The organism is Nakamurella leprariae, from assembly GCF_016918035.1.
Lineage (GTDB): Bacteria > Actinomycetota > Actinomycetes > Mycobacteriales > Nakamurellaceae > Nakamurella > Nakamurella leprariae.
The window spans coordinates 196,746-223,494 of record NZ_JAERWK010000020.1 but is presented as its reverse complement, the minus strand read 5'-3'; the positions used below and the strand labels follow the sequence as shown (position 1 = coordinate 223,494).

General features: G+C 70.6%; 31 protein-coding genes and 1 pseudogene. 17 read left to right on the top strand and 15 right to left on the bottom strand.

Annotated elements, in window-relative coordinates:
- Window positions 1-375: transposase (locus tag JL106_RS16020; protein WP_205261732.1), on the top strand; the 375-nt coding region annotated here is incomplete at its 5' end.
- A 170-nt stretch (window positions 376-545) separates the two neighbouring features.
- On the opposite strand, the gene JL106_RS16015 is transcribed toward JL106_RS16020, so the two are convergent.
- The gene (locus JL106_RS16015; RefSeq protein WP_205261731.1) at window positions 546-1,313 is read right to left on the bottom strand and encodes an EthD domain-containing protein; all 768 of its coding nucleotides are present in this window, start codon (window positions 1,311-1,313) and stop codon (window positions 546-548) included.
- Window positions 1,314-1,408: 95 nt separating this feature from the next.
- The gene (locus JL106_RS16010; RefSeq protein ID WP_205261730.1) at window positions 1,409-1,984 is read right to left on the bottom strand and encodes a TetR/AcrR family transcriptional regulator; all 576 of its coding nucleotides are present in this window, start codon (window positions 1,982-1,984) and stop codon (window positions 1,409-1,411) included.
- Window positions 1,985-2,135: 151 nt separating this feature from the next.
- On the opposite strand from JL106_RS16010, the gene JL106_RS16005 reads away from it, so the two are divergent.
- The 3 genes from JL106_RS16005 (at window position 2,136) to JL106_RS15995 (ending at window position 4,386) form a co-directional block, all read left to right on the top strand.
- Window positions 2,136-3,026, top strand: a complete 891-nt coding sequence (locus JL106_RS16005; RefSeq protein ID WP_205261729.1) for an LLM class flavin-dependent oxidoreductase — start codon at window positions 2,136-2,138, stop codon at window positions 3,024-3,026.
- A 222-nt stretch (window positions 3,027-3,248) separates the two neighbouring features.
- Window positions 3,249-3,824, top strand: coding sequence for a hypothetical protein (locus JL106_RS16000; protein ID WP_205261728.1), 576 nt, complete (start codon window positions 3,249-3,251; stop codon window positions 3,822-3,824).
- Between the two features lie 112 nt (window positions 3,825-3,936).
- Window positions 3,937-4,386 (top strand): hypothetical protein, encoded by a 450-nt coding sequence (locus tag JL106_RS15995; protein WP_205261727.1) that lies wholly within the window; start codon window positions 3,937-3,939, stop codon window positions 4,384-4,386.
- Window positions 4,387-4,827: 441 nt separating this feature from the next.
- Here the strand turns inward: JL106_RS15995 and JL106_RS15990 are convergent, their stop codons facing one another.
- Both JL106_RS15990 and JL106_RS15985 read right to left on the bottom strand, forming a co-directional pair.
- Window positions 4,828-5,373, bottom strand: coding sequence for a helix-turn-helix domain-containing protein (locus JL106_RS15990; RefSeq protein ID WP_205261726.1), 546 nt, complete (start codon window positions 5,371-5,373; stop codon window positions 4,828-4,830).
- Between the two features lie 126 nt (window positions 5,374-5,499).
- On the bottom strand, window positions 5,500-6,492 hold the full coding sequence (locus JL106_RS15985; RefSeq protein ID WP_205261725.1) for a hypothetical protein: 993 nt from the start codon (window positions 6,490-6,492) through the stop codon (window positions 5,500-5,502).
- Window positions 6,493-6,707: 215 nt separating this feature from the next.
- Here JL106_RS15985 and JL106_RS21180 point away from each other — a divergent pair, with 215 nt between their 5' ends.
- Window positions 6,708-6,911 (top strand): antitoxin Xre/MbcA/ParS toxin-binding domain-containing protein, encoded by a 204-nt coding sequence (locus JL106_RS21180; protein ID WP_205261724.1) that lies wholly within the window; start codon window positions 6,708-6,710, stop codon window positions 6,909-6,911.
- A gap of 40 nt (window positions 6,912-6,951) precedes the next feature.
- Window positions 6,952-7,470 (top strand): RES domain-containing protein, encoded by a 519-nt coding sequence (locus JL106_RS15975; RefSeq protein WP_205261723.1) that lies wholly within the window; start codon window positions 6,952-6,954, stop codon window positions 7,468-7,470.
- Window positions 7,471-7,492: 22 nt separating this feature from the next.
- On the opposite strand, the gene JL106_RS15970 is transcribed toward JL106_RS15975, so the two are convergent.
- On the bottom strand, window positions 7,493-7,981 hold the full coding sequence (locus JL106_RS15970) for a hypothetical protein (protein WP_205261722.1): 489 nt from the start codon (window positions 7,979-7,981) through the stop codon (window positions 7,493-7,495).
- Window positions 7,982-8,015: 34 nt separating this feature from the next.
- Here JL106_RS15970 and JL106_RS15965 point away from each other — a divergent pair, with 34 nt between their 5' ends.
- On the top strand, window positions 8,016-9,053 hold the full coding sequence (locus tag JL106_RS15965; protein WP_205261721.1) for a DUF2332 domain-containing protein: 1,038 nt from the start codon (window positions 8,016-8,018) through the stop codon (window positions 9,051-9,053).
- A gap of 22 nt (window positions 9,054-9,075) precedes the next feature.
- Here JL106_RS15965 and JL106_RS15960 read toward each other — a convergent pair whose 3' ends face one another.
- The 3 genes and pseudogenes from JL106_RS15960 to JL106_RS22610 all read right to left on the bottom strand — a co-directional run.
- The gene (locus JL106_RS15960; protein WP_205261720.1) at window positions 9,076-9,276 is read right to left on the bottom strand and encodes a hypothetical protein; all 201 of its coding nucleotides are present in this window, start codon (window positions 9,274-9,276) and stop codon (window positions 9,076-9,078) included.
- Window positions 9,277-9,392: 116 nt separating this feature from the next.
- Window positions 9,393-10,151 carry an MOSC domain-containing protein gene (locus JL106_RS15955; protein WP_205261719.1) on the bottom strand — a complete coding sequence of 253 codons (759 nt, stop codon included), beginning with the start codon at window positions 10,149-10,151 and terminating at the stop codon, window positions 9,393-9,395.
- 213 nt (window positions 10,152-10,364) lie between these two features.
- Window positions 10,365-10,588: pseudogene (locus JL106_RS22610) on the bottom strand (trimeric intracellular cation channel family protein); the annotation flags it as partial.
- Between the two features lie 512 nt (window positions 10,589-11,100).
- On the opposite strand from JL106_RS22610, the gene urtA reads away from it, so the two are divergent.
- From urtA to urtE, 5 genes are all read left to right on the top strand, one after another.
- Window positions 11,101-12,411, top strand: coding sequence for an urea ABC transporter substrate-binding protein (gene urtA, locus JL106_RS15940; RefSeq protein WP_205261717.1), 1,311 nt, complete (start codon window positions 11,101-11,103; stop codon window positions 12,409-12,411).
- Between the two features lie 119 nt (window positions 12,412-12,530).
- On the top strand, window positions 12,531-13,415 hold the full coding sequence (gene urtB, locus JL106_RS15935) for an urea ABC transporter permease subunit UrtB (RefSeq protein ID WP_205261716.1): 885 nt from the start codon (window positions 12,531-12,533) through the stop codon (window positions 13,413-13,415).
- Window positions 13,412-14,545 carry an urea ABC transporter permease subunit UrtC gene (gene urtC, locus JL106_RS15930; RefSeq protein WP_205261715.1) on the top strand — a complete coding sequence of 378 codons (1,134 nt, stop codon included), beginning with the start codon at window positions 13,412-13,414 and terminating at the stop codon, window positions 14,543-14,545. Before urtB ends, urtC begins: the two co-directional genes overlap by 4 nt.
- Window positions 14,545-15,303 (top strand): urea ABC transporter ATP-binding protein UrtD, encoded by a 759-nt coding sequence (gene urtD / locus JL106_RS15925; RefSeq protein WP_205261714.1) that lies wholly within the window; start codon window positions 14,545-14,547, stop codon window positions 15,301-15,303. Before urtC ends, urtD begins: the two co-directional genes overlap by 1 nt.
- The gene (gene urtE / locus JL106_RS15920; RefSeq protein WP_205261713.1) at window positions 15,303-15,995 is read left to right on the top strand and encodes an urea ABC transporter ATP-binding subunit UrtE; all 693 of its coding nucleotides are present in this window, start codon (window positions 15,303-15,305) and stop codon (window positions 15,993-15,995) included. Before urtD ends, urtE begins: the two co-directional genes overlap by 1 nt.
- Window positions 15,996-16,012: 17 nt before the next feature.
- Here the strand turns inward: urtE and JL106_RS15915 are convergent, their stop codons facing one another.
- Window positions 16,013-17,368: an Nramp family divalent metal transporter gene (locus tag JL106_RS15915; protein ID WP_205261712.1), complete on the bottom strand. Its 1,356-nt coding sequence runs from the start codon at window positions 17,366-17,368 to the stop codon at window positions 16,013-16,015.
- 260 nt (window positions 17,369-17,628) lie between these two features.
- Complete coding sequence (locus JL106_RS15910) at window positions 17,629-18,672, bottom strand: NAD(P)-dependent alcohol dehydrogenase (RefSeq protein ID WP_328842535.1); 1,044 nt, start codon at window positions 18,670-18,672, stop codon at window positions 17,629-17,631.
- 253 nt (window positions 18,673-18,925) lie between these two features.
- Here JL106_RS15910 and JL106_RS15905 point away from each other — a divergent pair, with 253 nt between their 5' ends.
- Together JL106_RS15905 and JL106_RS15900 are read left to right on the top strand one after the other, a co-directional pair.
- Complete coding sequence (locus tag JL106_RS15905; protein ID WP_205261710.1) at window positions 18,926-19,321, top strand: (R)-mandelonitrile lyase; 396 nt, start codon at window positions 18,926-18,928, stop codon at window positions 19,319-19,321.
- Window positions 19,318-20,058 carry an SDR family NAD(P)-dependent oxidoreductase gene (locus JL106_RS15900; protein ID WP_205261709.1) on the top strand — a complete coding sequence of 247 codons (741 nt, stop codon included), beginning with the start codon at window positions 19,318-19,320 and terminating at the stop codon, window positions 20,056-20,058. The genes JL106_RS15905 and JL106_RS15900 overlap by 4 nt, the downstream gene beginning before the upstream one ends.
- A 129-nt stretch (window positions 20,059-20,187) precedes the next feature.
- On the opposite strand, the gene JL106_RS15895 is transcribed toward JL106_RS15900, so the two are convergent.
- The 5 genes from JL106_RS15895 to JL106_RS15875 form a co-directional block, all read right to left on the bottom strand.
- Window positions 20,188-20,556 carry a helix-turn-helix domain-containing protein gene (locus tag JL106_RS15895; RefSeq protein ID WP_205261708.1) on the bottom strand — a complete coding sequence of 123 codons (369 nt, stop codon included), beginning with the start codon at window positions 20,554-20,556 and terminating at the stop codon, window positions 20,188-20,190.
- Window positions 20,557-21,022: 466 nt separating this feature from the next.
- A complete protein-coding gene (locus JL106_RS15890; protein ID WP_205261707.1) occupies window positions 21,023-21,550 on the bottom strand; it encodes a UGSC family (seleno)protein in 528 nt (175 codons plus the stop codon).
- 41 nt (window positions 21,551-21,591) lie between these two features.
- On the bottom strand, window positions 21,592-22,620 hold the full coding sequence (locus JL106_RS15885; RefSeq protein WP_205261706.1) for a hypothetical protein: 1,029 nt from the start codon (window positions 22,618-22,620) through the stop codon (window positions 21,592-21,594).
- The gene (locus tag JL106_RS15880; protein WP_205261705.1) at window positions 22,617-23,498 is read right to left on the bottom strand and encodes an aspartate/glutamate racemase family protein; all 882 of its coding nucleotides are present in this window, start codon (window positions 23,496-23,498) and stop codon (window positions 22,617-22,619) included. The genes JL106_RS15885 and JL106_RS15880 overlap by 4 nt, the downstream gene beginning before the upstream one ends.
- Entirely contained in the window at window positions 23,453-24,025 is a 573-nt protein-coding gene (locus JL106_RS15875; RefSeq protein WP_205261704.1) for a carboxymuconolactone decarboxylase family protein, read from the bottom strand. The genes JL106_RS15880 and JL106_RS15875 overlap by 46 nt, the downstream gene beginning before the upstream one ends.
- A 167-nt stretch (window positions 24,026-24,192) precedes the next feature.
- On the opposite strand from JL106_RS15875, the gene JL106_RS15870 reads away from it, so the two are divergent.
- From JL106_RS15870 to JL106_RS15860, 3 genes are read left to right on the top strand one after another with little or no spacing between them, the layout of a single operon-like run.
- Window positions 24,193-25,098 carry an SDR family NAD(P)-dependent oxidoreductase gene (locus JL106_RS15870; RefSeq protein ID WP_205261703.1) on the top strand — a complete coding sequence of 302 codons (906 nt, stop codon included), beginning with the start codon at window positions 24,193-24,195 and terminating at the stop codon, window positions 25,096-25,098.
- On the top strand, window positions 25,095-26,027 hold the full coding sequence (locus tag JL106_RS15865) for a hydroxymethylglutaryl-CoA lyase (protein ID WP_205261702.1): 933 nt from the start codon (window positions 25,095-25,097) through the stop codon (window positions 26,025-26,027). The genes JL106_RS15870 and JL106_RS15865 overlap by 4 nt, the downstream gene beginning before the upstream one ends.
- Window positions 26,024-26,626, top strand: coding sequence for an NADPH-dependent FMN reductase (locus JL106_RS15860; protein WP_205261701.1), 603 nt, complete (start codon window positions 26,024-26,026; stop codon window positions 26,624-26,626). The genes JL106_RS15865 and JL106_RS15860 overlap by 4 nt, the downstream gene beginning before the upstream one ends.
- Window positions 26,627-26,749: the final 123 nt, after the last annotated feature.

The window sequence follows — 26,749 nt, the reverse complement described above, 5'->3', positions numbered from 1 at the left end:
GCGCTGCTGGCCACCGTGCTGGGCGAGCTTCGCGTCCCGCGGCTCGGCCGGGGGCGGGCGCGCACCCGACCCGACGCGGTGATCGCCGACCGGGCGTACTCGGCCGGCACCTACCGCCGTGCGTTGCACGCCCGCGGCATCAAGGTGGTGATCCCAGAGAAGTCCGACGAGATCACCGCCCGCCGACGCCGCGGGGCACGCGGCGGCCGACCCCGAACCCTGGACAGCACCGCCGACCGAGGCCGCAACGTCATCGAACGCCACTTCGCGCTGACCAAACAGTGGCGCGGCCTGGCCACCCGCTACGACAAACTCGCCGTCACCTACCGCGCCGCCGTCATCCTCGCCGCCTGCATCACCTGGTCACGCATATAGAGACACGCCCTAGTAGGCGTCGGCCCAGCGGTCACCGACCGCAACTGCAGCGCGCGTGACGCGCCAAGTGCTCGGTCGCCGGTCTCGCAGACCCTGCGGTCTCGCCTGGGAGCGGGACGCACAGGCGGGCGGCGCCACCGAATGCCGGCGGCGCCGCCCGCAGCTCGACCTCAGCTGGTGTGATCGAAGATCACGTGCTCCTTGGTCATGAAGCAGCGCGACTGGTCCATCTGCACGAAGCGGCGCTCGTCCTCCGCCATGGCCTCGCCGGCGTGGCGGCTCTCGTCGGTCGGCTCGGCGCGGGCGGCGGGGTTGGCGATCCAGACCTCGGTGAGCCCGTCGAGCGGCTCGACGAAGCCGCGGGCGGCGGCGATCGCGTGGTTGACGTCGTAGGCGATGGCGTGGCTCTGCACGTACTTGGTGGAGTGCACGACGGGGGAGAAGCTCTTGACCAGCGGCCCGTGGTCGTGCAGCCAGGTCGTGTGGCACTCCTCGGGCGTCATGCCGTCCTTGCGCTTGAGCAGGTACGCGCACTTGATCGCGTCGGGCCCGATCGGGGTCTTGTCCGAGTGGTCGAAGATCTCGTGTTCCTCGGTGAAGAAGAACTGCGAGCCCGAGTGGTCGATGAACTTCAGCTCGTCGGCGGCCAGCTCGGGGCCGATGGCCTGGACGCGGGGGTCCTGCCCGGCGGCCTGGAAGTCCTCGACGCTGTCGTACCAGAGCTCGGCCACCCCGGCCAGCGGCGGCAGCATGCCGCGTGGCGCGCGCAGCGCCTCGTTCGCGGGGGTGTCGATCAGGTGGCTCTGGACGTACTTCTTGGCCCGGATGATCTCGCGGTTGTTCGCGATCAACGGAGCGTGGACGTTCAGCCAGTGGTGACTGAATTCTTCCTGCGTCATGTCGTCACGACGCTTCAGTGCGTAGACCAGCTTGATCATCGAAGTTGCCCTCGCCGTTGAGATGCATGATTTCGGACGGGTCGGGACGGTATCAGTGGTGCGAACGACCGTCGACGTCTGCACCGGCCGGCCGGTCAGCGCTGGGTGGTCGCCCGCAGGCCGGCGATGAGCAGCTCGACCATCCGCCGCGCGTCGTACCGCTCGTCGGCGCCGATGCACAGGTTGCCGACACCCCGCATCAGCTCCAGCGCCTCGATGTCGTCGCGCACCTGGCCGGCCTGCACGCACGCCTGCAGCAGTTCGGCGCACACCGGGACCAGGCGGTCGAGGAACCAGGCGTGCAGCGTCTCGAACTGCGCCCGGTCGGACTGCAGGGCTGCGGCCAGGCCGTGCTTGGTGGTCAGGAAGTCGACGAACAGGTCGATCCACCGGCTGAGTGCCTGGTGGGGGCTGTCGGCGTGCGCGAGCAGGGTCGGGCCGGCGTCGGCGCAGGCATCGACCTGGTGGCGGTAGACGGCGATCACCAGATCGGCGCGGGTGGGGAAGTGACGGTAGATCGTGCCGACCCCGACCCCGGCCCGGGCCGCGATGTGGCGGACCGGTACCTCGACGCCCGACGCGACGAACGCCGCGGCGGCCGCGTCGAGCAGGACCTGCTCGTTGCGTCGCGCGTCGGCCCGCTTGGTCGGCGTCGTCCGGCCGGTCGTCATCGCCACTCCCCGAGTCGTTCTTGCGAAGCGGAACGCTGCTCCGTATCGTGAGCGGAGCGGTGTTCCGCTTTCCATCCTGGCACAGCGACGGATTCGCGTCGTCACTGTCGCGCGCCTCGAGCGCGCATCTCGAACCGAGAGGACCGACGTCATGTCGTCCACCACCCGTCCCAGCTTCGGCCTCCTCACCGCCCCGCAACAGGTCACCTATCCGGACCTGCTCCGCGTCTGGCGCGACGCCGACGCCATCCCGGAGATCGAGCACCTGTGGCTGTTCGACCACCTGCTGCCCATCGGCGGCCCACTCACCGGGCCGATCTTCGAGGGCTGGACGCTGCTGTCCGCGCTCGCCGCCCAGACCGAACGCGTGCGTCTCGGACTCATGGTGACCAGCAACCGGTTCCGTCCGCCGGCGGTGCTGGCCAAGATCGCCGCCACGGTCGATGTCGTCTCGCACGGGCGGCTCGACTTCGGGATCGGCGCCGGCTCCCGCCCGACGGTGCCGATGGCCCGGCTGGAGTACGAGGCGCACGGCCTGCCGTACCACGACTTCGACCATTCAGTGCGGGATCTCGCCGAATCGCTCACCGTCATCAAGCAGCTGTGGAGCAGCGAGGAGCCGTTCGACCACACCGGGACCTCAGTCCGGCTCACCGGCGCATTCGGCAACCCCAAGCCGGTGCAGCGGCCGCACCCGCCGATCGTCATCGGCGGCCGCGCCACCGCGACCCTGTGGGTGGTTGCCGAGCACGCCGACATCTGGAACATCCCCGGCGGCGGGCCGATCGAGGACCTGGTCCAGCGGAGCCAGCTGCTCGATCGGCTGTGCGGGGAGATCGGACGGGACCCGGCGTCGATCACCCGGTCGATCGTGCTGGGCGTGTCCTACGAGCGGCCGGAGGCCACCCGCGCCGCCATCCGCGAGGCGATCGACGCCGGCTTCCCGCACGTCGTGCTCAGTCTGCCGACGCCGTACCCCGAACAGGTGGCGCAGTGGGTGGCGGAAGCGATCGTGCACGGGGCGATCGCGAAGCGCGGCTGAGCGTGTCGGTGTCGGCTGCCACGTCCGGGTGACCGCGCGGAGCCGAACGCGGTGCGCACCGACCCCGCGACGGACGCCAGACTGGTGTCCGTCACGGAGGCCGACTTCATCGGCCTGCAGGTCCCTCGGGAGGCGAGCTTGGCTGGAACAACGCGGTCGATCGGTCGGTGGGTGATCGCCGCCGGAACCGCCGTGGTGGTGACCGGCTGCTCGGGTCCGTCGGTGCCCGAACCTCCGACGGCGGTCACCGGCATCCCGGTGTCCTGGATCGAACGGACGACGCAGGGGTGGCCGGACTCGGACGGTCACGGCGCGACCATGCCCGTGCTCGGACGAGGGGACTGCCTGCTCGCCGACGCCCCGCCCGAGCTGCTGGGCCGCACGGCCGAGATCACGGACGTCGGCTGGGGACCTTACGGCGACGACAGCGCGTCGGACACGGCGTTCCGGTACGTGTGTGACCTGTGGGCTCCTGACGCGTACGCCGGATCGCTGCAGTTGATCAAGACCGGCTCGGACGACCAGGCGCGGGAGACCGTCGAGCAGTTCACCGATCAACCCAGCACCGATGTGCAGGACAACAGCGTCGAGACGGTCCAGTCCGGCGAGCTGGACGTCCAGGTGCTCAGCCGCTGGTATCCCACGAACCCCCAGGGGGAGTACCAAGCCCTGTACTTCGATGAAGCGGCCGGTGCCATCGCCGTGCTCGAGGTCAACTCGCTGGACGAGGACCAGTACGGCCAGCTCTCGCCACGACAGGTCGCTGACGCGCTCGTCGCCAGCTTCAGTGAGAGCTGACTGGCGGGCGAGTGGCTGGCCGTCGATGATCAGCGGTGCTTTCATGACCCGATCGCGCCAGTGTGCGACCACACTGCTCATCACTGCGACTGCTCGTCGAACGGAGCGACCGATGGCTGACGTCGAGGGCAGGATCTGGACGCGGTTCGCGTGCGGACTTCTCACCGTTGCCCTGCTCGGGACAGCGGCGTGTTCCGATCGCGACGCGGCGAACTCGGATCGATCGATCGAAACCTTCACCATCGGCGTGCCGGATTCGCAGGTCATGAACCCCGGTATTTACGCGTCGCTGTCGGAGGACCGGGCCCAGGTGCACATTGATTTCATCAATGGCACCTATTGCGGAATCGAGCCGTCTGAGATGTCGATCGACGGCCCGACGATGCATCTGAAGTACTCGTTCGAGACGCCGCAGCCTGCCAACCTCGCCTGCGATGCCTCCGGCAGCTGGGAGCGCAACAGCTTCCGACTATCACGCCCGCTCGATCACGGCGAAGCCCTTTCCGTCGTGATGGACAGCCCAGACCTGTCCGCGCCGACGACCATCGCCGTGTCGCCGTGAGCGGGCGGTCCGCGAGGTCGAGAACACGAACCGCCGCCCTTCTGAACCTGCTGGGACCGACCGCCCTCCAGGCGAAGACGTAGCTGATCTGCGCGGCCGCGCTGCGCAGGAGCGTCTGCCAGCCAAGCGCAGGATCGCCGACGACCCGCGCGAATTCTGGTGCTGCCGGGAACGAGCCGGCGGCGGGCGCCCATGAGGCGAGGCGGGCCCGGCCGGCCATGGACGAGCGGTAGGCGATGCCGTCGACGTCCGGCCATGTGGACAGCAACGCCCTGGCTCACGCCCCGGATGGCGGACTCGGTCCCGTGCTGAGCAGTTGGGAAGCACCGAGGCGAACAGCGCTGGCGGTCTTGGCGACGTGCCGCAACGGGTCCGACGTCGGCGAGGTCCGCCACTCGGTTGTTCGGCCGGCGAGACGTCGACGCGGCAGCTCGGCTGCCGTCACACCTGTTCGCCGAGGGTCCGGGCGAGTTCGACGACCGGCGCGGCATCACCGTCCGACAGCAACCACTCTCGTGGTGACAGCTCCCGGCCGGCGAGCGTCAGTTCGTCGTCCGCGGTGAGCATGAAGGTCCGGACCGCGAGTGGGTGTGACCCGGGAGGCATGGCCGCGAGCACACCTGCCAGGCCGGGCAGCGTGCGCCCGCCACCCGCCGCCCCGTCAATCGCGACGAACTGCCAGTCGGGGAACATCGGTCGCTGCGCCACGCGGTAGAACGACAACCGTCCGGCAGCAACCAGTCGGGTGACGCGCGAGGCGCTGACCCCGAGCAGCGTTGCCACCTCGACACGGGTCAGGGTCCGAGCGACCTCGGCGGCGGCCGCCAGGGCGGAACGGGTGTCCAGCGCGACCAGCGCATCTTCGACGGCCGGCTCGACGCCGTCCGAGTCCTGCAGGAACGCGGTCTCGTGGGCGGACAGGTCGACACCGGTCTCGCGCGGCGACAGCAATGCGTCGAGGTGCTCGGCGAAGGTTGTCTCGTCCATCTCCACTCCGTGTCGGTGGAGCACCTCTTGCACCGTGGCCATGCCGCACACGCTATTGCGTCACCATCCCGTCTGCGCCCGGTCGTGGCTGGGTCCCGCGATGACATGGACATCACCGTGCGGTGATCAGCCGCTCGCGTGTGCGACCACGTCGTCGATGGCGCTGCTGATGACCGCGACCGCATCCGGCGCCCTGAACAACGGCTCGGCCAGGATGGTCGGACGCCGCCGCCATCCGTTGGCTGCAGCCTCGTCGACCTCGGCCGCGAGACCGGGCAACGGGCGCAACGCCGCGGCGAACCGCGCCGTCGCCGCCTCGGTGGCCTTCTGCCCGTGGTAGTGGATCCAGTCGAAGTTGACCGCGAGGCCGTGCCGGTCGTCCGTCGCCAGGTAGAAGGTCCACGGCTGGACGACCGTGCCATTGGCGAGCGCGAACGACGGCGACGCGCTCGGCTGGGCCCCGACGCCCCACGTGCAACCCCGGAACGCCGGGTGCTCGCGGGCATGGCTGAGCAGCCGATCGACGGCGTCCGCCAGCGCACCCGAGCAGCGTTCCTGCGCGACGGCGCGAAAGCCGGCTTCGTTGTGCTGCGCGCGCCGAGCGGCGTTGCGTTCAACCGCCGCGATGCCGTACGTGCGCGGGATCACGATCTCTACGTCGCCGTCGGCCACGTACTCGAACTCCATGCACACCACGTCGAGATCGCTGCCACTGGCACGGTTCAGCAACTCCACGATGCGCCGCAGCTCGACGGTCACCTGGTCCACCGCGATCACCAGGCGGAGCCGGCCCTCAGCCAGCGTCGCGTTCAACGAGTCGAGGAACGCGGCCGGGTCGTCGCCGTCGCCCACCTGGGCCGCGCGTGTCGTGATGGCCGCGACCAGATCGGTGCGCGTGGTGGCACGCCACGCCGTGACGAACTGGGTGGCCGACGACTCCGACAGCGCGGACGCAGAGGCCAGGATCTGGCCCACGACGTGTCGGCGGATCTCCGAGTTGGTGTGCAGCTTGCACTCGACCACCGTCACCGAACCGTCGGTCTGCACCACGACCAGGTCCGGGTATCCGGTGCCCGCGATCGACAGTTCCGCGGCCACGACAGCGCGGGCGCCGTCCACGCCGTGGATCAGTCACGATCGACACGGCCTGGCCGCCGAGCTCGACCGCGACCGAGCGCCCATCGTCCCGCGCGAGGCCGGCGGACGACCCGCTGTCGGCCGAGCGGACGCGGTGGCTGACCGAAGCGGTCGGTGGTGGCCGGGTCCTGGCCGACATCCTGGGGGTCTCGCCGAGCCAGCCGTCGCGGTGGGCCAGCGGCAAGGAGCGCCCGGGTGTGAAGGTAGCGCCGGTGCTCATCGACCTCGAACACGTGCTGGCCCGGGTGCGACTGGTGTGGGCCGAGCCGGCCGCCGCGACCTGGATGACGAGCGCGAATGCACACCTGGGCGGTGCGCGGCCGGTGGACGTCCTCACGCTGCGCGGGCCCGGTCCGGTGCTCGAGGCGCTGGACGCAGAGACGTGGGGCGGCGCGGCCTGAGGTGCTGCTCCATCGCGTCTTTCCGTATCTGGCGTCCGCGGTGGCCGGCGACCCGGGGCACCCGGAGTACGAGCACCGGCCCCAGCGCGGCGGTCGCGTCGACCATCCCGACGACTTCGTCTGGTACCTGGCGCGGGAGGCCGCCGGCGCGGTCGGGGAGAGCTTCGGCAATCTGTCGGCGTGGGACCCGTCGATGTTCGAGTTTCCGTTGCTGCCCGGCGCTCGCCGCGCGCTGGGCACCTACGCGCTACCTGATGATCTGCGGGTGCTGGACCTGGACGACCCAGCCGAACTGGCGCAGCGCGGGCTGCGGCCGACGCAGATCGTGGCGCGGAACTTGGCCGTCACTCAGGCCTGGGGACACGGCATCTGGGACGAGCGCGACCCACACGAGCCGGCCACCCGTCGATGGCAGGCCGTGCAGTGGTGGTCCTTCCAGCGGCCCACGTGGTCGATCCTGGCCAGCTGGGCGCGACCGACGTGCGTCCAAGTCGAGCCGCTGACCCTCGCGCACCCCGCGGTCCGGGATGCCGCCGATGCGTTGCTGCGAGTGGTGTGAGGGGACGGCCGCCCGACTCCCCTCATCGCGTTGATCGTGCTCGTGCCACCAGCAGCGGCACGGCAGGCGCGACGGCGCCCACGGCGACGACCGTCAGCAGGACCACTGCCAACGGCACGCTCCACAGCGCGACTCCGACGGTCATCCAGATCGCCATGGGCAGTGCCAGGTCAGAAGGCCGCGGCGGCCAGCCTCGCCCGGTGAAGACCACGCGGAGCGCGATCCACGAGGCGACCAGTGGGAGTCCGAGGGTCGCGAGCGCGAGCAGGCCGCTGAGACCAGCGGTGTGATCAACGGCCAGGACACCGAGCAGGGCGCCGATGGACGCTGCGCTCTGCACCGACCACCGCGCCATCCGTGCCAGTGAACGCTCGCCGGGGTCACGGTCCACGACGCTCCTTCCCATGCTGCGATCACCGATGATTCGCTTGATCCTGAATATCGGGTGGTCGGGAACAGGGACAGAGTCACGGTGGGCGAGCGGTGGGTGACTTCGGCGGCGGGTCGGCACGACGCAGAATGACCTGATGACGGGAGGTCGTGGTGTGTCCGACAGCTTCGGTCGGGTGACGGAGGACTTCGGATCCGGGCCGTTGGCGGCCGGCATGGCCCGCGCGATCACCCGCAGCACAGAGGCTCTGGAGGCCATCGAAACGCTGCCAGCCGCGAAGCGCAGACCAGCCACGGTGTTCGCCGCGCTCCACGACTTGGCCTTGGCCGGGCGGGCTCCCGAGCTGGCCGATGCGTTCTCCGCGGGGGACGGCGAGGCGGCCGGCGTCGCGGCAGTCGACACCCTGACGCGCGAGATCGGAGCGATCGTCGCCGTCACGGGAGATCGGCGACCGGTGGTCGACCAGTCTGCGCGGGCCACCGTGCTCGCGCCGCTCGTCGCCGAGGCCGCCCGCCGGGCCGGCGCCGTGACGGTCGGGCTGATCGACGTCGGCAGGCCAGCGGCGCTCAACCTCATCGTCGATCGGGTCGGAGTCGCCTACAACCACGGACAGCATCTAGGAGACAGCGCCTCTCCGGTGCAGCAAGCGGCGACGGTGGTGGGGGAGCGGGCGGTCCCGTCCACGCCGCTGCCTGAGGTGGTCGCTCGCATCGGGCTCGACCGCAGCCCGTTGGACGTGACCGACGAGGCAGACGCCCGCTGGCTGCGCGCCTGCGTGTCACCCGATGACCGCGAGCAAGCTGCCCAACTCGAAGCGGAGATCGCGTTGCTGCGGACCCTCCGACCGCGACTCGTTGCCGGTGATCCGATCGACACGCTGCCGGCAGCCATCGCGAGCGTCCCGGCCGATGCTCTCCCCGTCGTCATGACCACCTGGGCGTTGTCCAGCTTCCGGCCCGAGCAGCGCCGGCGCTTCCTCGAGCAGCTGCAGGTGGCCGGGAGGCCGCTGATGTGGGTGTCCGCGGAAGGCGTCGGGGTCGCACCCGAGGTCCCGACCTTCGGCGATCGCCCCGCCTCAGGTCACAGCATCCTCGGCATCGCCATCATCAATGGCCCCGATGTCGCAACCGAGGCGGTCGGGCGTGCTTGGTCGCGCGGACGCCTGTTGTCGTGGACATCGACGGGCGCATGAGTCAACACGCTCGGGCGAGGAGTCAGACGGCGACTGATGGTCCGGTCACGCGTACCTGCACCGCGATCTCGCTCAGCGGCACGTCGAGCCTCACGGCGATGACCTCCCTAGCCATCCGGTCGATGTCGCGCAGGTGCTGTGCCTGCGTCACGACGTCGAGCTCAGGGACGGAGACCAGCCACCACCGGTCGTCGGCGGTGACGTAGGCGGTGTGGGTGGGCATCGGATGGCCTCTCGATCGGCTCGGACGCTACTGGCGGCATCATTGACGGACGGATCGTGCCCTGCAGGTGTCCGATTCGCACTGCGACCGTCGGGCCCCAGCCGGACCCACGGCAGTTACGCCTCGCCGACCACCCGCGCATACACCCCGAACATCGGCTCACCCGCCCGGTTGACCGGCCGGTACCCGGCCAGCGTCTTCAGCAGCCGCCCGTGCCGCTCACCGGTGTTCGGGTCGAGGTCGATGACGCCGCAGCGGGGGATCGGGATGCTGATCCGCAGCCGCACCGACCCGACCGTCATCTCGCGCCCCAGCCACGACTCCTCGGCGTACGGCTCGTCCGTCTCCACCACGAAGGTCGCTCGGAACCGCCCGGCCTCGGCGACCAGGTCCGGCACGTCCACCCGTGAGCCCAGGTCGCGCAGCGACGCCGTCGTCACGACGGTGACCTGGTCACCGAACACAACCCCGCCGCGCGGCGCCCGGGCGAAGCGCACGGCCCGGCCGAGGTAACGGGAGAACAGGTCGGCGTGCGGGCCATCAGTGAGCTTCAACGGGACCGGGCGGCCCCAGTACTCACACGTCACCTGGTCCCCGGTCGGCGACGGGACGCCCACCGCAGACTCGCCGGACGGCAGTACCACCTCGAGCCCGTTGTCGGTCTCCCGCGCCACCACCGCGATCAAGGTCGGGTTGCGGATGGTCTTGAGCACCTCGCGGCGCTCGACGTCGACCAGGCAGTACGCGCGGTCGCCGATAGGCCCGTCCGTGTCGAACTCCGCCGACGGCTGCGGGAGGTGGCGGGTGCCCTTCACCGGCGCGAAGCCGACCGACACCACGTCCAGTCGCGCAGCCGACAGCACCGCGTCCACCATGACCGTCCTCCTGTCGCCGACCAGCGCTCCACCCTGACCGCCACTGCTGCCAAGCGCAACCGGTCACGACCGATCGCGGCCGGGCCACCGGGGGATCCCCGGCGCCGGCCAGCCGAACGGCACGCCGACCATCCGCAGCCGAAGCAGACCCGCCGCGACGACCATGACGAAGAAGGTCACCACCACCCCGTCGAGGTTCCCGTGCTTCCGGGAGAACGTGACCAGGCCACTGCCCGCTGCCACGGCCAGGTACCGCCAGTCGCCGAAGGTGGCCGGCGGCAGGCTGCCCAGCAGCTCGTCGCGGATGATGCCGCCCCTAGTGCCATCACCATGCCCAGCGTCACCACCCCGACGATGTCCAGCCGGGTCATCCGGATCGCGGTCAGCGCGCCGTTCACCGCGAAGGCGAAGGTGCCGATCAGGTCCAGGATGAGCAGGGCTCACTGGTGCGCACGCACCCAAAGGTTCTACCGACGAACGCACGTGACAGCAGCGTCGGCCGCCGGCGTCCGTCGAACCCTTCCGGTCCGCCGCTACCCGCGCTGTGGCAGTCGGCGCGCCCTGGGCCAGCTGGCGGCGCAACATCGCGACCGGGTGGCGCAATGCCTGCGCAACGGTCGGCGAGACGGCACGGGTGAACCGCGGGCGAATCCCCAGGTAGCAAGCGGGGGCCCTGACCACCGGCGGCGTCGCCCCGACGACCCCGTCACGCTCCGGACACATCACGTCACTCAGGACACATGCCGGCAATCTGACAGTCACTGCGTGGGAACACGTCGCCCATACGTTTCTCGCAGTTCGGTGATCACGACGTGGTGGAGCGGCACTTCCCGGCTCACGAGGCCGATTGCCAGTCAACCATCGACGCGGCGTGCGACCGACGATCCAGACATCTCCCCAGGCGCCCGAGCGGCGCCCCATTTCCCCTGCTCGGAATCATTCGACAGCCATGGAAGGCGTGAGCGTGAACAGATCTCGACGGAGCTTGACGAACGTGGGACTGCTGGGCGTGGCGGGTGTGCTCGCCCTGACCGCCTGCGGCAGCAAGGTGAACGCCGCCGCCGACGGCGGGCCGTCGTCCTCCAGTTCGTCGGCCGCCGCCTCGTCCGGTGCGGCCAAGGAGTCCTGCGTCGACACGTCCGGCGACTCGGTGAAGATCGGCTTCCTGAACTCGCTCTCGGGCACCATGGCGATCAGCGAGAAGACCGTGCAGGAGTCGCTGACCATGGCGGCCGACGAGATCAACGCCGCCGGCGGCGTCCTCGGCAAGCAGCTCGAGGTCATCAAGGAGGACGGCGCCTCCGAGCCGGCCACCTTCGCCGAGAAGGCCGACAAGCTCATCCAGAGCGACTGTGTCGCCGCCGTCTTCGGTGGTTGGACCTCATCGTCGCGCAAGGCCATGCTGCCGGTGTTCGAGGGCAACGACGCGCTGCTCTACTACCCGGTCCAGTACGAGGGTCTCGAGTCCAGCAAGAACATCTTCTACACCGGCGCCACCACCAACCAGCAGATCCTCCCGGCGCTGGACTACCTCAAGGAGCAGGGCGTCACCAGCCTGTTCCTGGTCGGCTCCGACTACGTCTTCCCGCAGACCGCCAACAAGGAGATCAAGGCCTGGGCGGCCGAGAACGGCATGGAGATCAAGGGCGAGGAGTACGTCCCGCTCGCCTCCGGCGCCGACTTCTCCACCATCATCACCAAGGTCAAGGACTCCGGCGCCGGTGCGGTGTTCAACACCCTCAACGGTGACGCCAACGTCTCCTTCTTCAAGGAGTACAAGAACGTCGGCCTGTCCGCCGACACCATGCCGGTCGTCTCGGTGTCCATCGCCGAGGAGGAGGTCGCCGGCGTCGGTGTCGAGAACCTGGTCGGCCAGCTGACCGCCTGGAACTACTACCAGACCCTCGACACCCCGGCGAACCAGAAGTTCGTCGCCGACTTCAAGGCCAAGTACGGCGAGGACCGGGTCACCTCCGACCCGATGGAGGCCGCCTACACCTCGCTGTACCTGTGGAAGAACACCGTCGAGAAGGCGAACTCGTTCGCGGTGGCCGACATCCAGGCCAACGCCGACGGTGTCAGCTTCGAGGCGCCCGAGGGCCTGGTCACCATCAACGGCGACAACCACCACATCGCCAAGACCGCGCTCATCGGCAAGGTCGCCGAGGACGGCCTCATCTACACCGAGTGGGAGTCGCCGGCGCCGATCGAGCCCGACCCCTACCTGTCCACCTACCCCTGGGCCGAGGGCCTGAGCTGACCTGACGAGCGCGGCGGGGGGGCCCCCCCCCGGGGCCCCCCCCCCCCCCGCCCCCACCCCCCCCCCCCCCCCCCCCCGGTCCAGTCACCCCCCCGACGACCCGAAGGAGCAGCGCGCCCATGGATGTCGTGGTGTCGCAGATCTTCACCGGCCTGAGCATCGGATCCATCCTGCTGCTGGCCGCCATCGGCCTGGCCCTGACGTTCGGCCAGATGGGCGTCATCAACATGGCGCACGGCGAGTTCATCATGGCCGGCGGCTACACCGCCTTCGTGGTGCAGGGCCTGTTCGAGAACGCGGGCGTGGGCCTGCTGCTGTCCATCCCGGTGGCCTTCCTGGTCGGCGGCCTGCTCGGCGTCATCCTGGAGATGACCCTGCTGCGCCGCATGTACCACCGGCCGCTGGACACCCTGCTGGTCACCTACGGCGTCTCGCTGATCCTGCAGCAGCTGGCCAAGACCATCTTCGGTACCCAGGGCAAGTCGGTCGAGACCCCGACCTGGCTGCAGGGCCCGATCGAGCTGTTCGGCTTCGACTTCCCCAAGACCCGGGTGTTCGTGCTCGTCCTCGCGGTGGTCACCGTGGTCGGCCTGTCGATGCTGCTCAAGGCCACGTCGCTGGGCCGCCGCATCCGGGCCACCGTGCAGAACCGGCAGCTGGCCGAGTGTTCCGGCATCTCCACCCGCTCCACCGACCGGCTCACCTTCTTCGTCGGCTCCGGCCTGGCCGGCATCGCCGGCGTGGCCCTCACCCAGCTCGCGCCGGTGAACGCCTCGGTCGGTCAGGCGTACATCATCAACGCGTTCCTGGTCGTGGTCGTCGGCGGCATCGGGCAGATCAAGGGCGCGGTCATCGCCGCCTTCGTGCTCGGCATCGGTCAGGCCGCCCTGGAGAAGATCTACGACGCGTCCCTGGCGCGCATCCTCATCTTCGTCGCCATCGTGCTGTTCCTGCAGCTGCGGCCGCAGGGCATCTTCAACGTGCGGACCCGGAGCCTGGCATGAAGTTCCTGACCAGCAGCCGCTTCTCGGCCTTCGTCCCGTTCCTGCTCGCCGCCGTCGTGCTCTTCGTGCTGGCGCCGGGCATCCTGTCGGACTTCCGGCTCAACCTGCTCGCCCGCTACCTGTGCTTCGCCATCGTCGCGGTCGGCATCGGCCTGGCCTGGGGCAGCGGCGGCATGCTCACCCTCGGCCAGGGCGTGTTCTTCGGCCTCGGCGCCTACGCCATGGGCCTGCACATGAAGCTGGACGACGCCGGCCCCGGCCGCGCGCCCGACTACATGCCACCGACCACCGACTGGCTGCCCGGCTGGATCGAGATGTTCCGCAGCGGGCCGATCACCATCGCGGCCATCGTGCTGCTGCCCGCCGCGGTCGCGCTCGTGCTCGGCCTGGCCACGTTCAAGCGCAAGGTCCGCGGCGCCTACTTCGCCATCCTGTCCCAGGCCCTGGCCGCGGCGTTCGCGCTGCTCATCATCGTGCTGGGCTCGCAGTCCGGGAACTACACCAACGGCACCAACGGACTCAGCAACTTCCGGTCGTTCTTCGGCTACGACCTCAACGACCCGGTCAACCAGCGCATGCTGTTCTACCTGGCCGCCGGCTTCCTGCTGGTGATGGTGTTCATCGCCCGGCAGCTGCGCAACAGCCGCTACGGCGAACTGCTCCGCGCCTGCCAGAGCTCCGAGGAGCGGGTCCGGTTCCTGGGCTACGACCCGGCCAACGTCAAGGTCGTCGCCTACGTCATCGCCGCGGCCATGGCCGGCATCGGCGGGGCGCTGTTCGTGCCGATCGTCGGCATCATCACGCCGATGGACGTGGGCGTCGCGCCGTCCATCGCCATGCTCATCGGCGTGGCCATCGGCGGCCGCGGCACCCTGTGGGGCCCGGTGATCGGCGCGGTCGGCGTGGCCTGGGCACAGAGCACGCTGTCCGAACAGTTCCCGGCGTTCTGGACCTACGTGCAGGGCGCGCTGTTCATCGTGGTCATCGCCTTCCTGCCCGGCGGCCTGGCCAGCCTGGGCTCGGTGATCCGCAACGCCCGCGGCTGGTGGGACGACAAGCGTGGCCGGCCGGCCGAGCCGCCGGTCGCCGTGACCGACGACCTCAAGACCGACGTGGGGAGCAGGGTCTGATGGCCACCGACTACCTCGAGATCACCGACCTCACCGTCTCCTTCGACGGGTTCATCGCCGTCGACACCGTCAACCTGACGGTGCTCAAGAGCGACCTGCGGTTCCTCATCGGCCCCAACGGCGCCGGCAAGACGACGATCATCGACGCCATCTCCGGACTGGTGCCCTCCACCGGGAGCATCGAGTTCGCCGGCAACCACCTGCAGGGCAAGAAGGTGCACAAGATCGCCCGGCTCGGGGTGGGGCGCACCTTCCAGACGTCCACCGTGTTCGAGGATCTCACCGTCCTGCAGAACCTGGACATCGCGGCCGGTGCGCACCGCACGCCGCTCACCCTGCTGCGCCGGCGCAGCGCCGTGCCCGAGGAGGTCACCGCCGCGCTGGAGACCATCGGGCTGACCGGTCAGATCGACACCCTGGCCGGGGTGCTGTCGCACGGGCAGAAGCAGTGGCTGGAGATCGGCATGCTGCTGGTGCAGAACGCCCAGCTGCTGCTGCTCGACGAGCCCGTGGCCGGCATGAGTCACGACGAGCGCAATGCCACCGGTGAGCTGCTGCAGCGCATCTCGACCGAGCGCACCGTGGTCATCGTCGAGCACGACATGGACTTCATGCGCAGCTTCGCCAAGTCGGTCACCGTGCTGGCCGCCGGCAAGGTGCTGTCCGAGGGCTCGGTCGCCGAGGTGCAGGCCGACCCGCGCGTGCAGGCCGTCTATCTCGGCACGGCCGCGGCCGCGCCCACCGGAGCGGAGATCTGATGCTGTCGTTGCTCGATGTCACGGTGGGATACACCCGCTCCAACGTGCTGCACGGGGTCACCGTCGAGGTCCCCACCGACGGCGTGGCCGCGGTGATGGGTCACAACGGCGCCGGCAAGTCGACGCTGATCCGCGCGGCCATGGGCCTGCTCAAGGTGCGGTCCGGGAAGATCCTGCTGGACGGGGAGGACATCACCGGGCTGCGGCCGTACCAGCGTGTCGCCCGCGGCATGGCTTACGTGCCGCAGGGGCAGCAGTCGTTCGGGCAGCTGACCACCATGGAGAACCTGCAGGTGGTCGCGGACGGCCGCAAGCGGGGCCGGGCGCTCATCGACGAGGCGCTGGAGATGTTCCCGGTGCTCGGTGAGCTCAGCAGCCGCAAGGCCGGCCTCCTCTCCGGTGGGCAGCGCCAGCAGCTGGCCATCGCCCGCGCCCTGATCAGCGAGCCGCAGCTGCTCATCCTGGACGAGCCCACCGAGGGCATCCAGCCGTCGATCGTCGCCGAGATCCAGCAGACGATCATCGACCTGGCCTCCCGCGGTGGTTTGTCGGTGCTGCTGGTCGAGCAGCACGTCGGGTTCGCGCTCGACGCCTCGAGCCGCTACTACGTGCTGGCCTCCGGGCGGGTCACCTCGTCCGGCGACGGCGGCCGGGAGGCGGCCGGGTCGGTGCGGGAGGCCATGGCCATCTGAGGGGCTGACCGACCCGCTCAGTCCCCGAACAACCGACCGATCTGGTCGTGGAACGTCAGCACCGAAAGCGTCCCGAAGAGCAGGATCGACCAGACGAGCGCAGCAAGCCGGACCCCGCGCACCTTGATCGGCGCTGGCAGCAGCTTGCGGTTGATCAGGATCAACAGCCCGGAGTAGATGAACATCATGAAGCCGCCGACCACGGCGGCGATGACCAGCAGCACGATCGGCTGGTCGAACCCGACCAGCAGCACGGCGATGCCGATGGCCACCAGGCCCCAGACCAGCCAGGCGTACAGCTTGCTCTCGTTGATCTTGCGGGCGTAGGAGGTCTTGACCACGTCGGCAGCCAGCCGGCTGGTGTAGTCGACGATGCCGAGCGCCGCGGCGAACAGCGAGAAGGCGCCGACGAACCAGAAGAAGTACTGGAACCACGGGCCGACGCGCTCACCGAGGATCTCGCCCTCGGTCTTGATGAAGTTGATGTTGTTGGCCAGGTCCGGTGTTCCGTAGACCGTGGCGTAGGCCAGCAGCGAGGTGAACAGGATGGTCAGGAAGGTGATCAGCACGAACGTGGTGAGCTGCTCGATGTTGGCGAACTTCCACCAGCCCCGCCAACGGGACAGGTTGCGCTCGTTGGGCTGGAAGATGTAGCCGGTGCTCGGCTCGGCCTCCGGCTGCCCGGTGATCGGGCTGACCAGTCGCGGGACGTAACTGCCCATCCCGAAGCCCTTGTCCCGGATCCAGTTGGCCTGCACCAGGTTCTGCCCGCCGCCACCGCCGGCGAACGCCAGTGCGCCCAGCAGCACGGCGAAGCCCAGTTCCTCGGCGGGGATCCGCGGCCTCGTCACCACCTGCGGCAGGTCGCCCCAGGCGCTGGCGCCGATCGCGAAGATCGCCGCCACCACGAACAGCAGGATGACCGCGGCGACCTTGAGCATCTGCGCCCGCTCCAGCGCCACGTACACCACCGGCGCCAGCGTCAGGATCAGCCCGATCAGCACCAGCAGCCCGATGGCGATGTACCGGGGCGTGCCGCCGAACAGGTACGAGAACAGTGTGGCGCTCGACGTCGCCCACCCCGGCCAGAGGTTCGCGAAGTACGTGAGGATCGCGAAGACCAGACCCCAGTGCCGCCAGTAGCGGCTGAACCCGGTCAGCGCCGTTTCGCCGGTGGCCAGCGTGTACCGCTCGATCTCCATGTTCAGGAAGAACTGGGTGACCAGCCCGACCACCGCGGCCCAGACGAACACCAGCCCGACCTGCGAGGCGATGAACGGGTAGAGGATGAACTCGCCCGAGGCCAGCCCGACGCCGGCGGCGATGATGCCGGGGCCGATGAGCGGGAGGTACCGGGTCGGGGCGGCCGGCATCTCCCGCACCTTGGGGGCGGGCAACACTCTCGTGGGAAAAGCACTGACCACCGGATCGACGGCGGCCCTCCCGGAGCCGGATGCGGACCCGTCAGGATCGAGACTGCTGCTCACCGCTGCCTCCACGTCGTTGTGTCGGTGCGAAGGAGCGTAGGTCCGGGTCAGGCGGCCCGCCACGCGAGAGCCTGGAACGACCGAGGCCGGCGCACCCCGTCAGGGATGCACCGGCCTCGGCGGGACAGCAGCGTCAGACAGCAGGGTCAGATGGTGGCCGTATCGATGACGAACCGATACCGCACGTCCGACTTGACCACGCGGTCGTAGGCCTCGTTGATCTGGTCGGCGCTGATCAGCTCGGTGGCGGGGGAGACGTTGTGCTCGGCGCAGAAGTCGAGCATCTCCTGGGTCTCGCGGATGCCGCCGATGCTGGAACCGGCGAAGGAGCGGCGGCCGCCGAACAGGGTGAACACCTGGATGGGCAGCGGCTGCGGCGGGGCGCCGACGTTGACCATGGTGCCGTCCAGCCGAAGCAGCTTGAGGTATGCGTTCAGGTCCAGCTCGGCCGACACCGTGTTGATGATGAGGTCGAAGGTGCTGGCCAGCTTCTCGAAGGTCGACGGGTCGCTGGTGGCGTGATGCGCGGTGGCGCCGAACTCCAGGCTGTCGGCCTGCTTGGACAGCGTCTGGGACAGCACGGTCACCTCGGCGCCCATGGCCGCGGCGATCTTGACGGCCATGTGGCCGAGGCCGCCCATGCCGACGACGGCGACCTTCTTGCCGGGGCCCGCGTTCCAGTGGGCCAGCGGCGAGTAGGTGGTGATGCCGGCGCACAGCAGCGGCGCGACCGACTCGTACGGCAGCGATTCCGGCACGTTCAGCACGAAGTCCTGGTCGACGACGACCTCGGTGGCGTAGCCGCCCTGGGTGATCGTGCCGTCGCGGTCCACCGAGTTGTAGGTGCCGGTGTTGCCCTTGAGGCAGTAGTTCTCCAGGCCGGCCTGGCAGTTCTCGCACTCGCGGCACGAGTTGACCATGCAGCCGACGCCGACGCGGTCGCCAACCTTGAACTTGGTGACACCGGCGCCGACCTCGGTGACCTCGCCGGCGATCTCGTGGCCGACCACCTGCGGGTAGGTGATGTCGCCCCACTCGCCGCGGACGGTGTGAATGTCGGAGTGGCAGATGCCGGCGTAGCGGATGGCGATGCGCACGTCGTGCTCGCCGGTGTCGCGACGCTCGATGGTCAGCGGAACCAACGGGTCGGTGGCCGACGGGGCGCCCCAGGCGCGGACGGTGGTGGGCACAGAGATCTCCCGATCGATCGGTGCTGCGGGGAACGGAACCGCGCGACGCTGCACGGGGACGGGCACGGCGGAACGGCGTGGATCGGCCTGCCCGCCGTCACGACGGTAGCCCGCGACCGCCGGATCCAGCGGCGGCGTGACGCCGAACACTTCCGCTGACAGCGCAAGCGCCGCGACCCCGACCGCCCACGACCGGCCGGCATGCACCAGAGTGGGCACGAGCACGGCCCGACGATCGACCGAGGAGCGCGGCATGCACATCGAGCCCAAGCAGCCGACCGGCAAGGCTCCGGCCAAGTGGTTCACCGGCGACGTCTGGATGGACGTGATCGCCGGGCCGAAGCCGGCGCCGGCGCAGCTGCGGTGCAACCGGGTCCGGTTCGCGCCGGGGGCCCGCACCGCGTGGCACTCCCACCCGTTCGGTCAGACGCTGCACGTGGTGGCAGGGGTCGCCCTGATGGGGACCCGGGACGGCACCGTCCTGGTGGTCACCCCAGGTCAGACCGTGTACACCCCGCCCGGTGAGGAGCACTGGCACGGCGCCACTCCCGACGACTTCATGGAACACCTGGCGCTCTGGGACGAGACCCCGGAGGCCGCCGCCACCTGGCTGGAGCACGTGTCCGACGAGGACTACCACCGGCCGTGAGTCGGGTCCTGGTCACCGGCTCCGCCGACGGGCTCGGCCATCTGGCCGCCGAGCGACTGCTGGACGGCGGGCACGCCGTGGTGGTGCACGTGCGCAACGAGGACCGGCGCGACGCGGTGGACGACCTGGTCGCCCGGGGCGCCGAGGTGGTCGTCGGCGACCTGGCCGACTCCGGCCCGACGCGCGACGTGGCCGCCCAGGTCAACGCGCTGGGCCGGATGGACGCCGTCATCCACAACGCCGGGGTGCTGTCCGGGCGGGAGCTGGCCCGGGTCAACGTGGTGGCGCCGTACCTGCTCACCGCGCTCATCGACCGGCCGGACCGGCTGGTCTACCTGAGCAGCGGCATGCACCGGGGAGGCCGGCTGGAGACCTCCGACCTGGCCGCCCTGGACTGGACCGGCACCCGCCGGGAGGCGTCCTACTCGAACACCAAGCAGCTGGTCAGCGCGCTCGCGGCCGGGGTGGCCCGGCGCTGGCCGGACGTGCTCAGCAACTCGGTCGATCCCGGCTGGGTGCCGACCCGGATGGGCGGCCGAGGCGCCTCGGACGATCTCGAGCTGGGCGCGGCGACCCAGGTGTGGCTGGCCACCAGCGACGACCCGGACGCGCTGACCAGCGGTCACTACTGGTATCACCAGAAGCGCCGCGACACCCACGGGGCCGTGGCCGACCGCGGGTTCCAGGACGCGCTGCTCGACGCCTTGGCCGAGCACACCGGGACGCCGCTGCCCTGATCAGCACTCTTCGCAAGTGATCGTTCTCGTGACAGTGTCGACGGGCTTCGCAAAGCACACGTGCGTCACGACAGATTGACGCCGGTCGGAGCCTGCTCGAGGCCTCCCCAACCGAGAGCGTCATGGGTGTCAGCTCGACGGCTGTCGGTCGTCGTCGAGAATGCTCGTCAATGGCAGTTCGACGTCCTGCCCGTTGAGGGTGACGACGACCCGCGCGTCGGTGCCACCGGCGGCGCGCAGGTAGTTGGCCAACGTCGACAGCAGCAGATCGCTGCGGGCCTCGACTCCACTGACGGCCGCCTGCTTGATGCCCATCCGGGCGGCGAGTTCGTCCTGGGTCAGGTTGGCCGCGTTGCGGATCGCGGCCAGGTTCATCTTGTGGGTGCGATCCGCCTGTGCCATCTCTTCCCGCACGGCGGTGACCTGGTCCCGAGTCTGGGGATCGGCCAGCATCCGGCGCAGGCGGCTGTTGCCGCGCCGGAACTCTTCACCGCTCATCGCTCGCCTCTGGTTTCGGGTTCCGAAGGGCTTCGGCTTGAGTGCGGCATCGGCTCTACAGCGGACGCTGTCATATCAGACGTCTCTGATGGCCTCATCGTCTCCCCGTCGGTGCACGGGGCTCCAACCTACTGCCGTCTGACGCCGAGCGGACCTGGCTGAGCAATGCGCCGATCCGCCTCAGCCCCGCAGTCGCCGTCGGCCCGCCACCAGCAGTGGCACCGCGCCCCGAGCATCATCGCCCCACCGAGCAGGGAGGCGGCAGCAGAGTGGTCCCCGGTGGTCGGCAGCACCCCACTCGGCCCGGCTGGCGGCCAGGCGTCGGCCAGTTGCGGAGCCGGGCTGGTCGGGACGTCGTCGACGGGATCGTCGCCGACCGCGGGTTCCAGGACGCACTGCTACGCGCTGGCCGAGCACACCGGGACACCGCTGCCCTGATCAGCATCTCCGACTCAGGCGGCCGCGCTCACTGGCCGTCGGTCGGCGGACCCCACAGCCGCTCGGCCACCTCGCGGGCCCGGTCGGCCACCTGCTCCGCGGTCAGCGCGCCGAACGGGTGGTCGATCACGGTGAACGGGTAGTCCCGGACGCCGGCGGTCGCGGCCGAGATCTGGGCCGTGGTCAGGAACTCGCTGGTGCACACCATCACCGTCGGCCGCCCGGCGGCCTCCAGCGCGATGGCGTCGAGCGTCGAGCAGGAGCAGCAGCCGGCGCAGTCGCCGACCCCGACCACCACGAGATCGGCCGCGAGCGACAGGGTTTCGATGAGCTCCGGCTCGGCCAGCCGGCCGATGTTCGACTTGCGCTTCGGGACCAGCGGTCGCGCCCCGCGCCGGCGCAGCTCGTCGGCGAGCGCCGCCAGGAAGCGGTCGGAGTTGGGCTTGCCGTTGTCCAGCAGCCCGACGCTGAGGCCGGCGACGGTCGCCGGCTGCGCGTTCAGCGAGGTGGTGGCGTCCGCGCTGCGGGCGGTGGGGTCCAGGACGGTCAGCGTCATGACAGCTCCTCGAGCGGGTCGGGGTCGGCGGGATCGGGCATTCAGCGCGGCACGCGCTCGGTGACCGGCAGCGAGTCCGGCCCGGCGACCCAGGCCGGGATCACCGCCGAGTAGCCGTAGAGGTGACCGCCCGCCACGGTCAGCAGCACGTCGTCCGCCGTGGGTACGGCGGACCACCACTCGTCGGGGGAGCCGCTGCCGCCGGGCAAGCGGCCGATCCGGGCCAGGTCGGCCGTGCTGCGCCGGGCCAGCCGGTGCAGCTCGGCCTGCACATCGGCCCGCGACATCCCGGCCCGGGCCAGGATCGCGGCGTGCAGCGGGCCCAGCACGACCACCACGGACCCGCCGGTGAAGTGCGACCGCAGCATGCCGTCGGCGATGCTGGCCAGCACCGGACCGGGCTCGCCCGACCAGTCGTTGCGGACGTTCACCGGACCCTCACCGGAGAACACGGTCACCCCGCTGTCCTGCGGGTCCAGGCCGCGCGCCACGTGCAGCGGCTCCCACGGGTTGTGCTCGTCCGACTCGGCGATGCAGTACGAGTACTTGCCCGGGTGGCCGAACGTCGACTTGTCCAGCACGCCGGGGACGCCGCCGCACACGTTCTGCAGCAGCAGCCGCACGGCGCGGCCGATGGTGGCGTTGGCCAGGTGTCCCGGGCCGAACAGGCTGGCACCGCTGTTCATCCCGAGCTGCCGGACGCTGTCGCCGGAGACGATGGCCAGCGGCGCGGTGGCGCCGCTGATGGTGGCCGAGTGCAGGCCGAACTCCGGACGGGTGATCGCCCGCACGATCGCCACCAGCACCGAGGTGTGCTCCACCCGGCACCCGGCGGCGACCGCGTTCACGGCCAGGTGCTCGACGGTCACCGCGCGGGCCTGCTCCGGGATCCGCCCCAGCACGTGGTCGCCGGGCAGCTGGGCGGCCTCGACCACCGCCCGCACCCGCTCCGGCGTGGGCGGCACCACCGGCAGCCCGTCGCTCCAGCCGCGCTGCAGGAACAGCTCCTGCACGGCGGCGTCGTCGGCGCACTCGACGGTCGCGGCCGCGAGGTCGACCGTGCCGGTCACACGCGTACTCCGCCCAGCTGCGCGGCGGACAGCGGGATCCGGTCCGCGTGCTGCACCAGCAGCTGCTCGCGCACCGCGTCGACCTTCGGGTACTCCCACCGCCGGCCCTGGATCAACCCGGTCTCCGCGTGCAGCAGCGCCATCTTCTCGGCCTCGAGCAGCGTCACCGCGACGCAGTCCATGACGCTGACCCCGTCGATCTCCCGGATGCCGCGGTCGGCGAGCAGCTGGCTGAAGATGCCCTCGGCCGGGATGATCACGTCGGCGAACTGGGCGATGGCCCGCCGGGCGGCCGCGACGAACAGCTCGATGATCCGGTCGGGCTCGTCCAGCGCCGCGACGAGATCGTCCTCCAGCACCTCCGGGTCGGTCACCTGGACCGGCACCGTGCGGTCCCGCAGCGAGTGGTTGTCGACGATGTGGTCGATCATCCAGGCGATGCCCGCGGTCACGGTGACCAGACCGATCCGCCGGGCCAGCTGGCAGCCGGTCAGCAGGGTGGTCTCGGCCAGTGAGACCACCGGGATGTCCACCGCGCTCCGGATGACCCGCAGGTGTGGCTCGCTGTAGGAGCCGAGCACCATCACGTCGCAGCCCTCGCGCTCGGCCCGGATCGCGTTGCCCACCACCTGGTCCAGCAGCACGTGGTAGGCCAGCGGATGGTTGGACACGCTGGCCGGCGGCAGCTCGCCGTAGGTCCCGGGCTCGGCGCCGTGCACGTCGACCTCGGTACCGGGCCGCAACAGGCTGGACGCCCGGCGGCGCAACGTGTCTCCGTACGCCGGGTAGCGGCTCAGGTCGGCCATGGACTGGTACCACATGCGCACCGGGATCAGCTCCCGCTCGTCGCGCGGGCCGGCGGCGGCGACACCGGGCACGCCGGGTCGTCCAGGCCGAACACCATGACGAAGCGGCCGAAGCCGAGGAACTGCGCGCAGAGCATCCCGATCTCGGTGATCTCCTCGACGTCGAAATGATCCCGCAGTGCAGCGAAGTCGGCCTCACCCAGGTCGAAGTGGTCGGCGCCGAACTTCCACGCGAACGACACCACCGCGGCTTCGGCCGGGCTGAACGACCCGAGCAGGGTGGCCGGTGAGCGCGAGGGGTCCATCAGCTCGGCCACCATCGACTCGGTCAGCCCCTCGTCGGTGGCGTCGTCGCGCCGGCCGCGCAGACAGATCGGGCACTGGGTGGTCCGGGCGATGGCCAGCCGCAGCAGTTCGCACATCCGCGGGCCCAGTCGGGTGCCGTAGCGGAGCCCGTTGTAGGCGGGGAACAGCCGCTCGGCGTGCTCGGGCGCGTTGGCCACCGCGCCGATGAACTTCCTGCCGCCGTCGGAGGCCTGCTCCCAGGTCTGCCGCAGCGACGGGGTGAGGGCCTCCGGTTCGACCATCCGAATGTGCACTGCAGCTCCCTTGCCGAGGTGGACGACCGCAGTTTGTACGCAATCGAGTCGCTCGGCAAGGGGTTGACTTGACGCTCTAGGCTGTTGAGTGGCGAGTCGAGCGGTCCGATCGGAGCAGATTGTATTCTCTGCACCTGTCCCAGGCAGGGTGACGGCGAGGAGGCCGGATGGCGCAGGACCGGTTGGCGGACAGGGCGGTACTGGTCACCGGAGCGGGCCGGGGGATCGGCGCCGCCATCGCCCGGCTGGCCGCGGCCCAGGGGGCGGCGGTCGGCGTCAACGACCTCGATCCGGAGCCGGCTGCCGAGGTCGCCGAGGAGATCCGGGCCGGCGGCGGCCGCGCGGTGGCGGTGCCCGGGAACATCGCCGACTGGGCCACCGCCGGGGCGATCGTCGGCGCCGTGGTCGACGAGTTCGGCGCCCTGGACGGGCTGGTCGCCAACGCCGGGGTGTTCGGCATGGCCCTGCCCCAGCAGCAGGACCCGGAGGAGTTCCGGCGGATCCTGGAGATCAACGTGCTCGGCGTGGCCTGGCCCGGCCTGCACGCGATCCGGCACATGACCGAGCGCGGTCGCGGCTCGGTCGTCACCGTCACCTCGTCGGCCATCGCCGGACTGACCTCGATGGGCGCCTACGGCGCGAGCAAGGGCGCAGTGGCGTCGATGACGCTCGGCTGGGCGCTCGACCTGCAGGGCACCGGGGTCCGGGTCAACGCGCTGTCGCCGATCGCGCAGACCCGCATGCAGTCGGTGCGGATGGACTACGAGGGGCTGTCCGGCGCCGAACGGGAGGCCGCGGTCGCGCAGCGCACGGTGGAGCCGGAGTTCAACGCCCCGGCCGCCGTCCACCTGCTGTCCGACCGGTCCGCCCCGATGACCGGGCAGATCGTGCAGATCGGCCGCGGCAACCGGCTCGACCTGCTCACCCACCACGGGCTGGTCGGGCCGGGCACCGAGATCGGGCCGACCATCGAGGACGTGGAACGGGCGTTCGCCGAGGTGCTCGACGCGTGGGCGCAACCGATCGGGCTGCACCGCCAGGGATCCCACCACGCGGCCGGGGTGCCGGCATGAGCGCCGCATCCGTGCAGATCGTCGAGGTCGCACCGCGGGACGGGCTGCAGAACGAGGCCCGGCCGCTGAGCACCGCGGCCAAGCTGGAGCTGATCCGGCGCGCGGTGGCCGCCGGGGCCCGCCGGGTGGAGATCACCGGGTTCGCCCGGCCGGACGTGGTGCCGGCCCTGGCCGACGCCGACGAGGTGGCCGCCGCGACGGCCGCGCTGCCCGGGGTGCAGACCTCCGCGCTGGTACTGAACCCGCGCGGGTACGAGCGGGCCCGGGCCGCCGGGGTCACCGCGGTGAACATGGTGGTGCTGGCGAGCGAGACGTTCAGTCAGCGCAACCAGCGGATGTCGGTGGCCCAGGCGCTGGACGGGGCCGCCCGGATCCGGGAGCGGGCCGGGGCCGACGGCGTGCACGTCGCGATCACCGTCGGCGCGTCCTTCGGTTGCCCGTTCGAGGGCGAGATCCCGCTGCCGGCCTTGCGTTCGGTGCTGCAGCAGGTGGCGGCGATCGGCCCGGACGAGATCTCGCTGGCCGACACCATCGGCGTCGGGACCCCGGCCGACGTGCGGGCTCGCTTCGCGCTGCTGGCCGAGCTGGCACCGGACGTACCGCGCCGCGCGCACTTCCACGACACCCGCAACACCGGAGTGGCCAACGCCGTCGCGGCGGTCGAGGCCGGGGTGGCCGCGCTGGACGCCAGTCTCGGCGGCATCGGTGGCTGCCCGTTCGCGCCGGCCGCCACCGGCAACGTCGCCACCGAGGATCTCGTGTACTGCTTCGGTCGGATGGGGGTGGACACCGGCTTCGAGCTGGCGCCGCTGCTGGCCGACGCGCGGTGGCTGCTGGACTCGCTGGGCCGGGAGTCCGGGAGTGCATTGTCCCGGGCCGGGTGCTTCCCGGAGTCGCTGCTGGCCGATCCGGTGCGGGACTCGGCATGACCCCGGTGCTGCAGGTGGTCGTCGGCAGCGTCCGGCCGGGCCGGGTCGGCCCGGCCGTCGGGGACTGGATCGCGGGGCACCCGGCGGTGCTGGAGCGGTTCACCGTGCAGACGGTCGACGTGGCCGATCTCGGGCTCCCGCTGCTCGACGAGCCCGAGTTGCCCCGGATGGGCCGGTACCGGCAGGCGCACACCCGCCGGTGGAGCGAGCTGGCCGGCCGGGCGGACGCCTTCCTGTTCGTGACGCCGGAGTACAACCTGGCCCCGCCGGCGTCGCTGACCAACGCGATCGACTACCTGCACCGCGAGTGGTGGTTCAAGGCGGCCGCGATCGTCAGTTACGGCGGGCGGGGCGGCGGCCTGCGGTCCGCACAGCTCCTCCGGCAGATCCTGGGCGCCGTCTCGACGTTCGTGGTCCACGAGTCGGTCTCGATCCACCACGTGGCGGCGCGGATCACCGACCACGGCCGACTGGACGCCCCGCCGGAGGCCGCCGCGCTGGTGGGGCCGATGGTCGAGTCGCTGGCCCTGTTGGCCGGTGCGCTCGGCGCCGTCCGCACCCCGCCGGGCGTCCCGGCAACGGCGGTCCCGGTCAGCTGATCGATCGGGTGACCGATATCCGGTCACGGACAACAGCTCTCATCGCATGACCGAGTGGTGACCATTGACACCACCGCCCGGGGTGGAGATCATTGTGTACAGGACGACGATGACCGGATATCG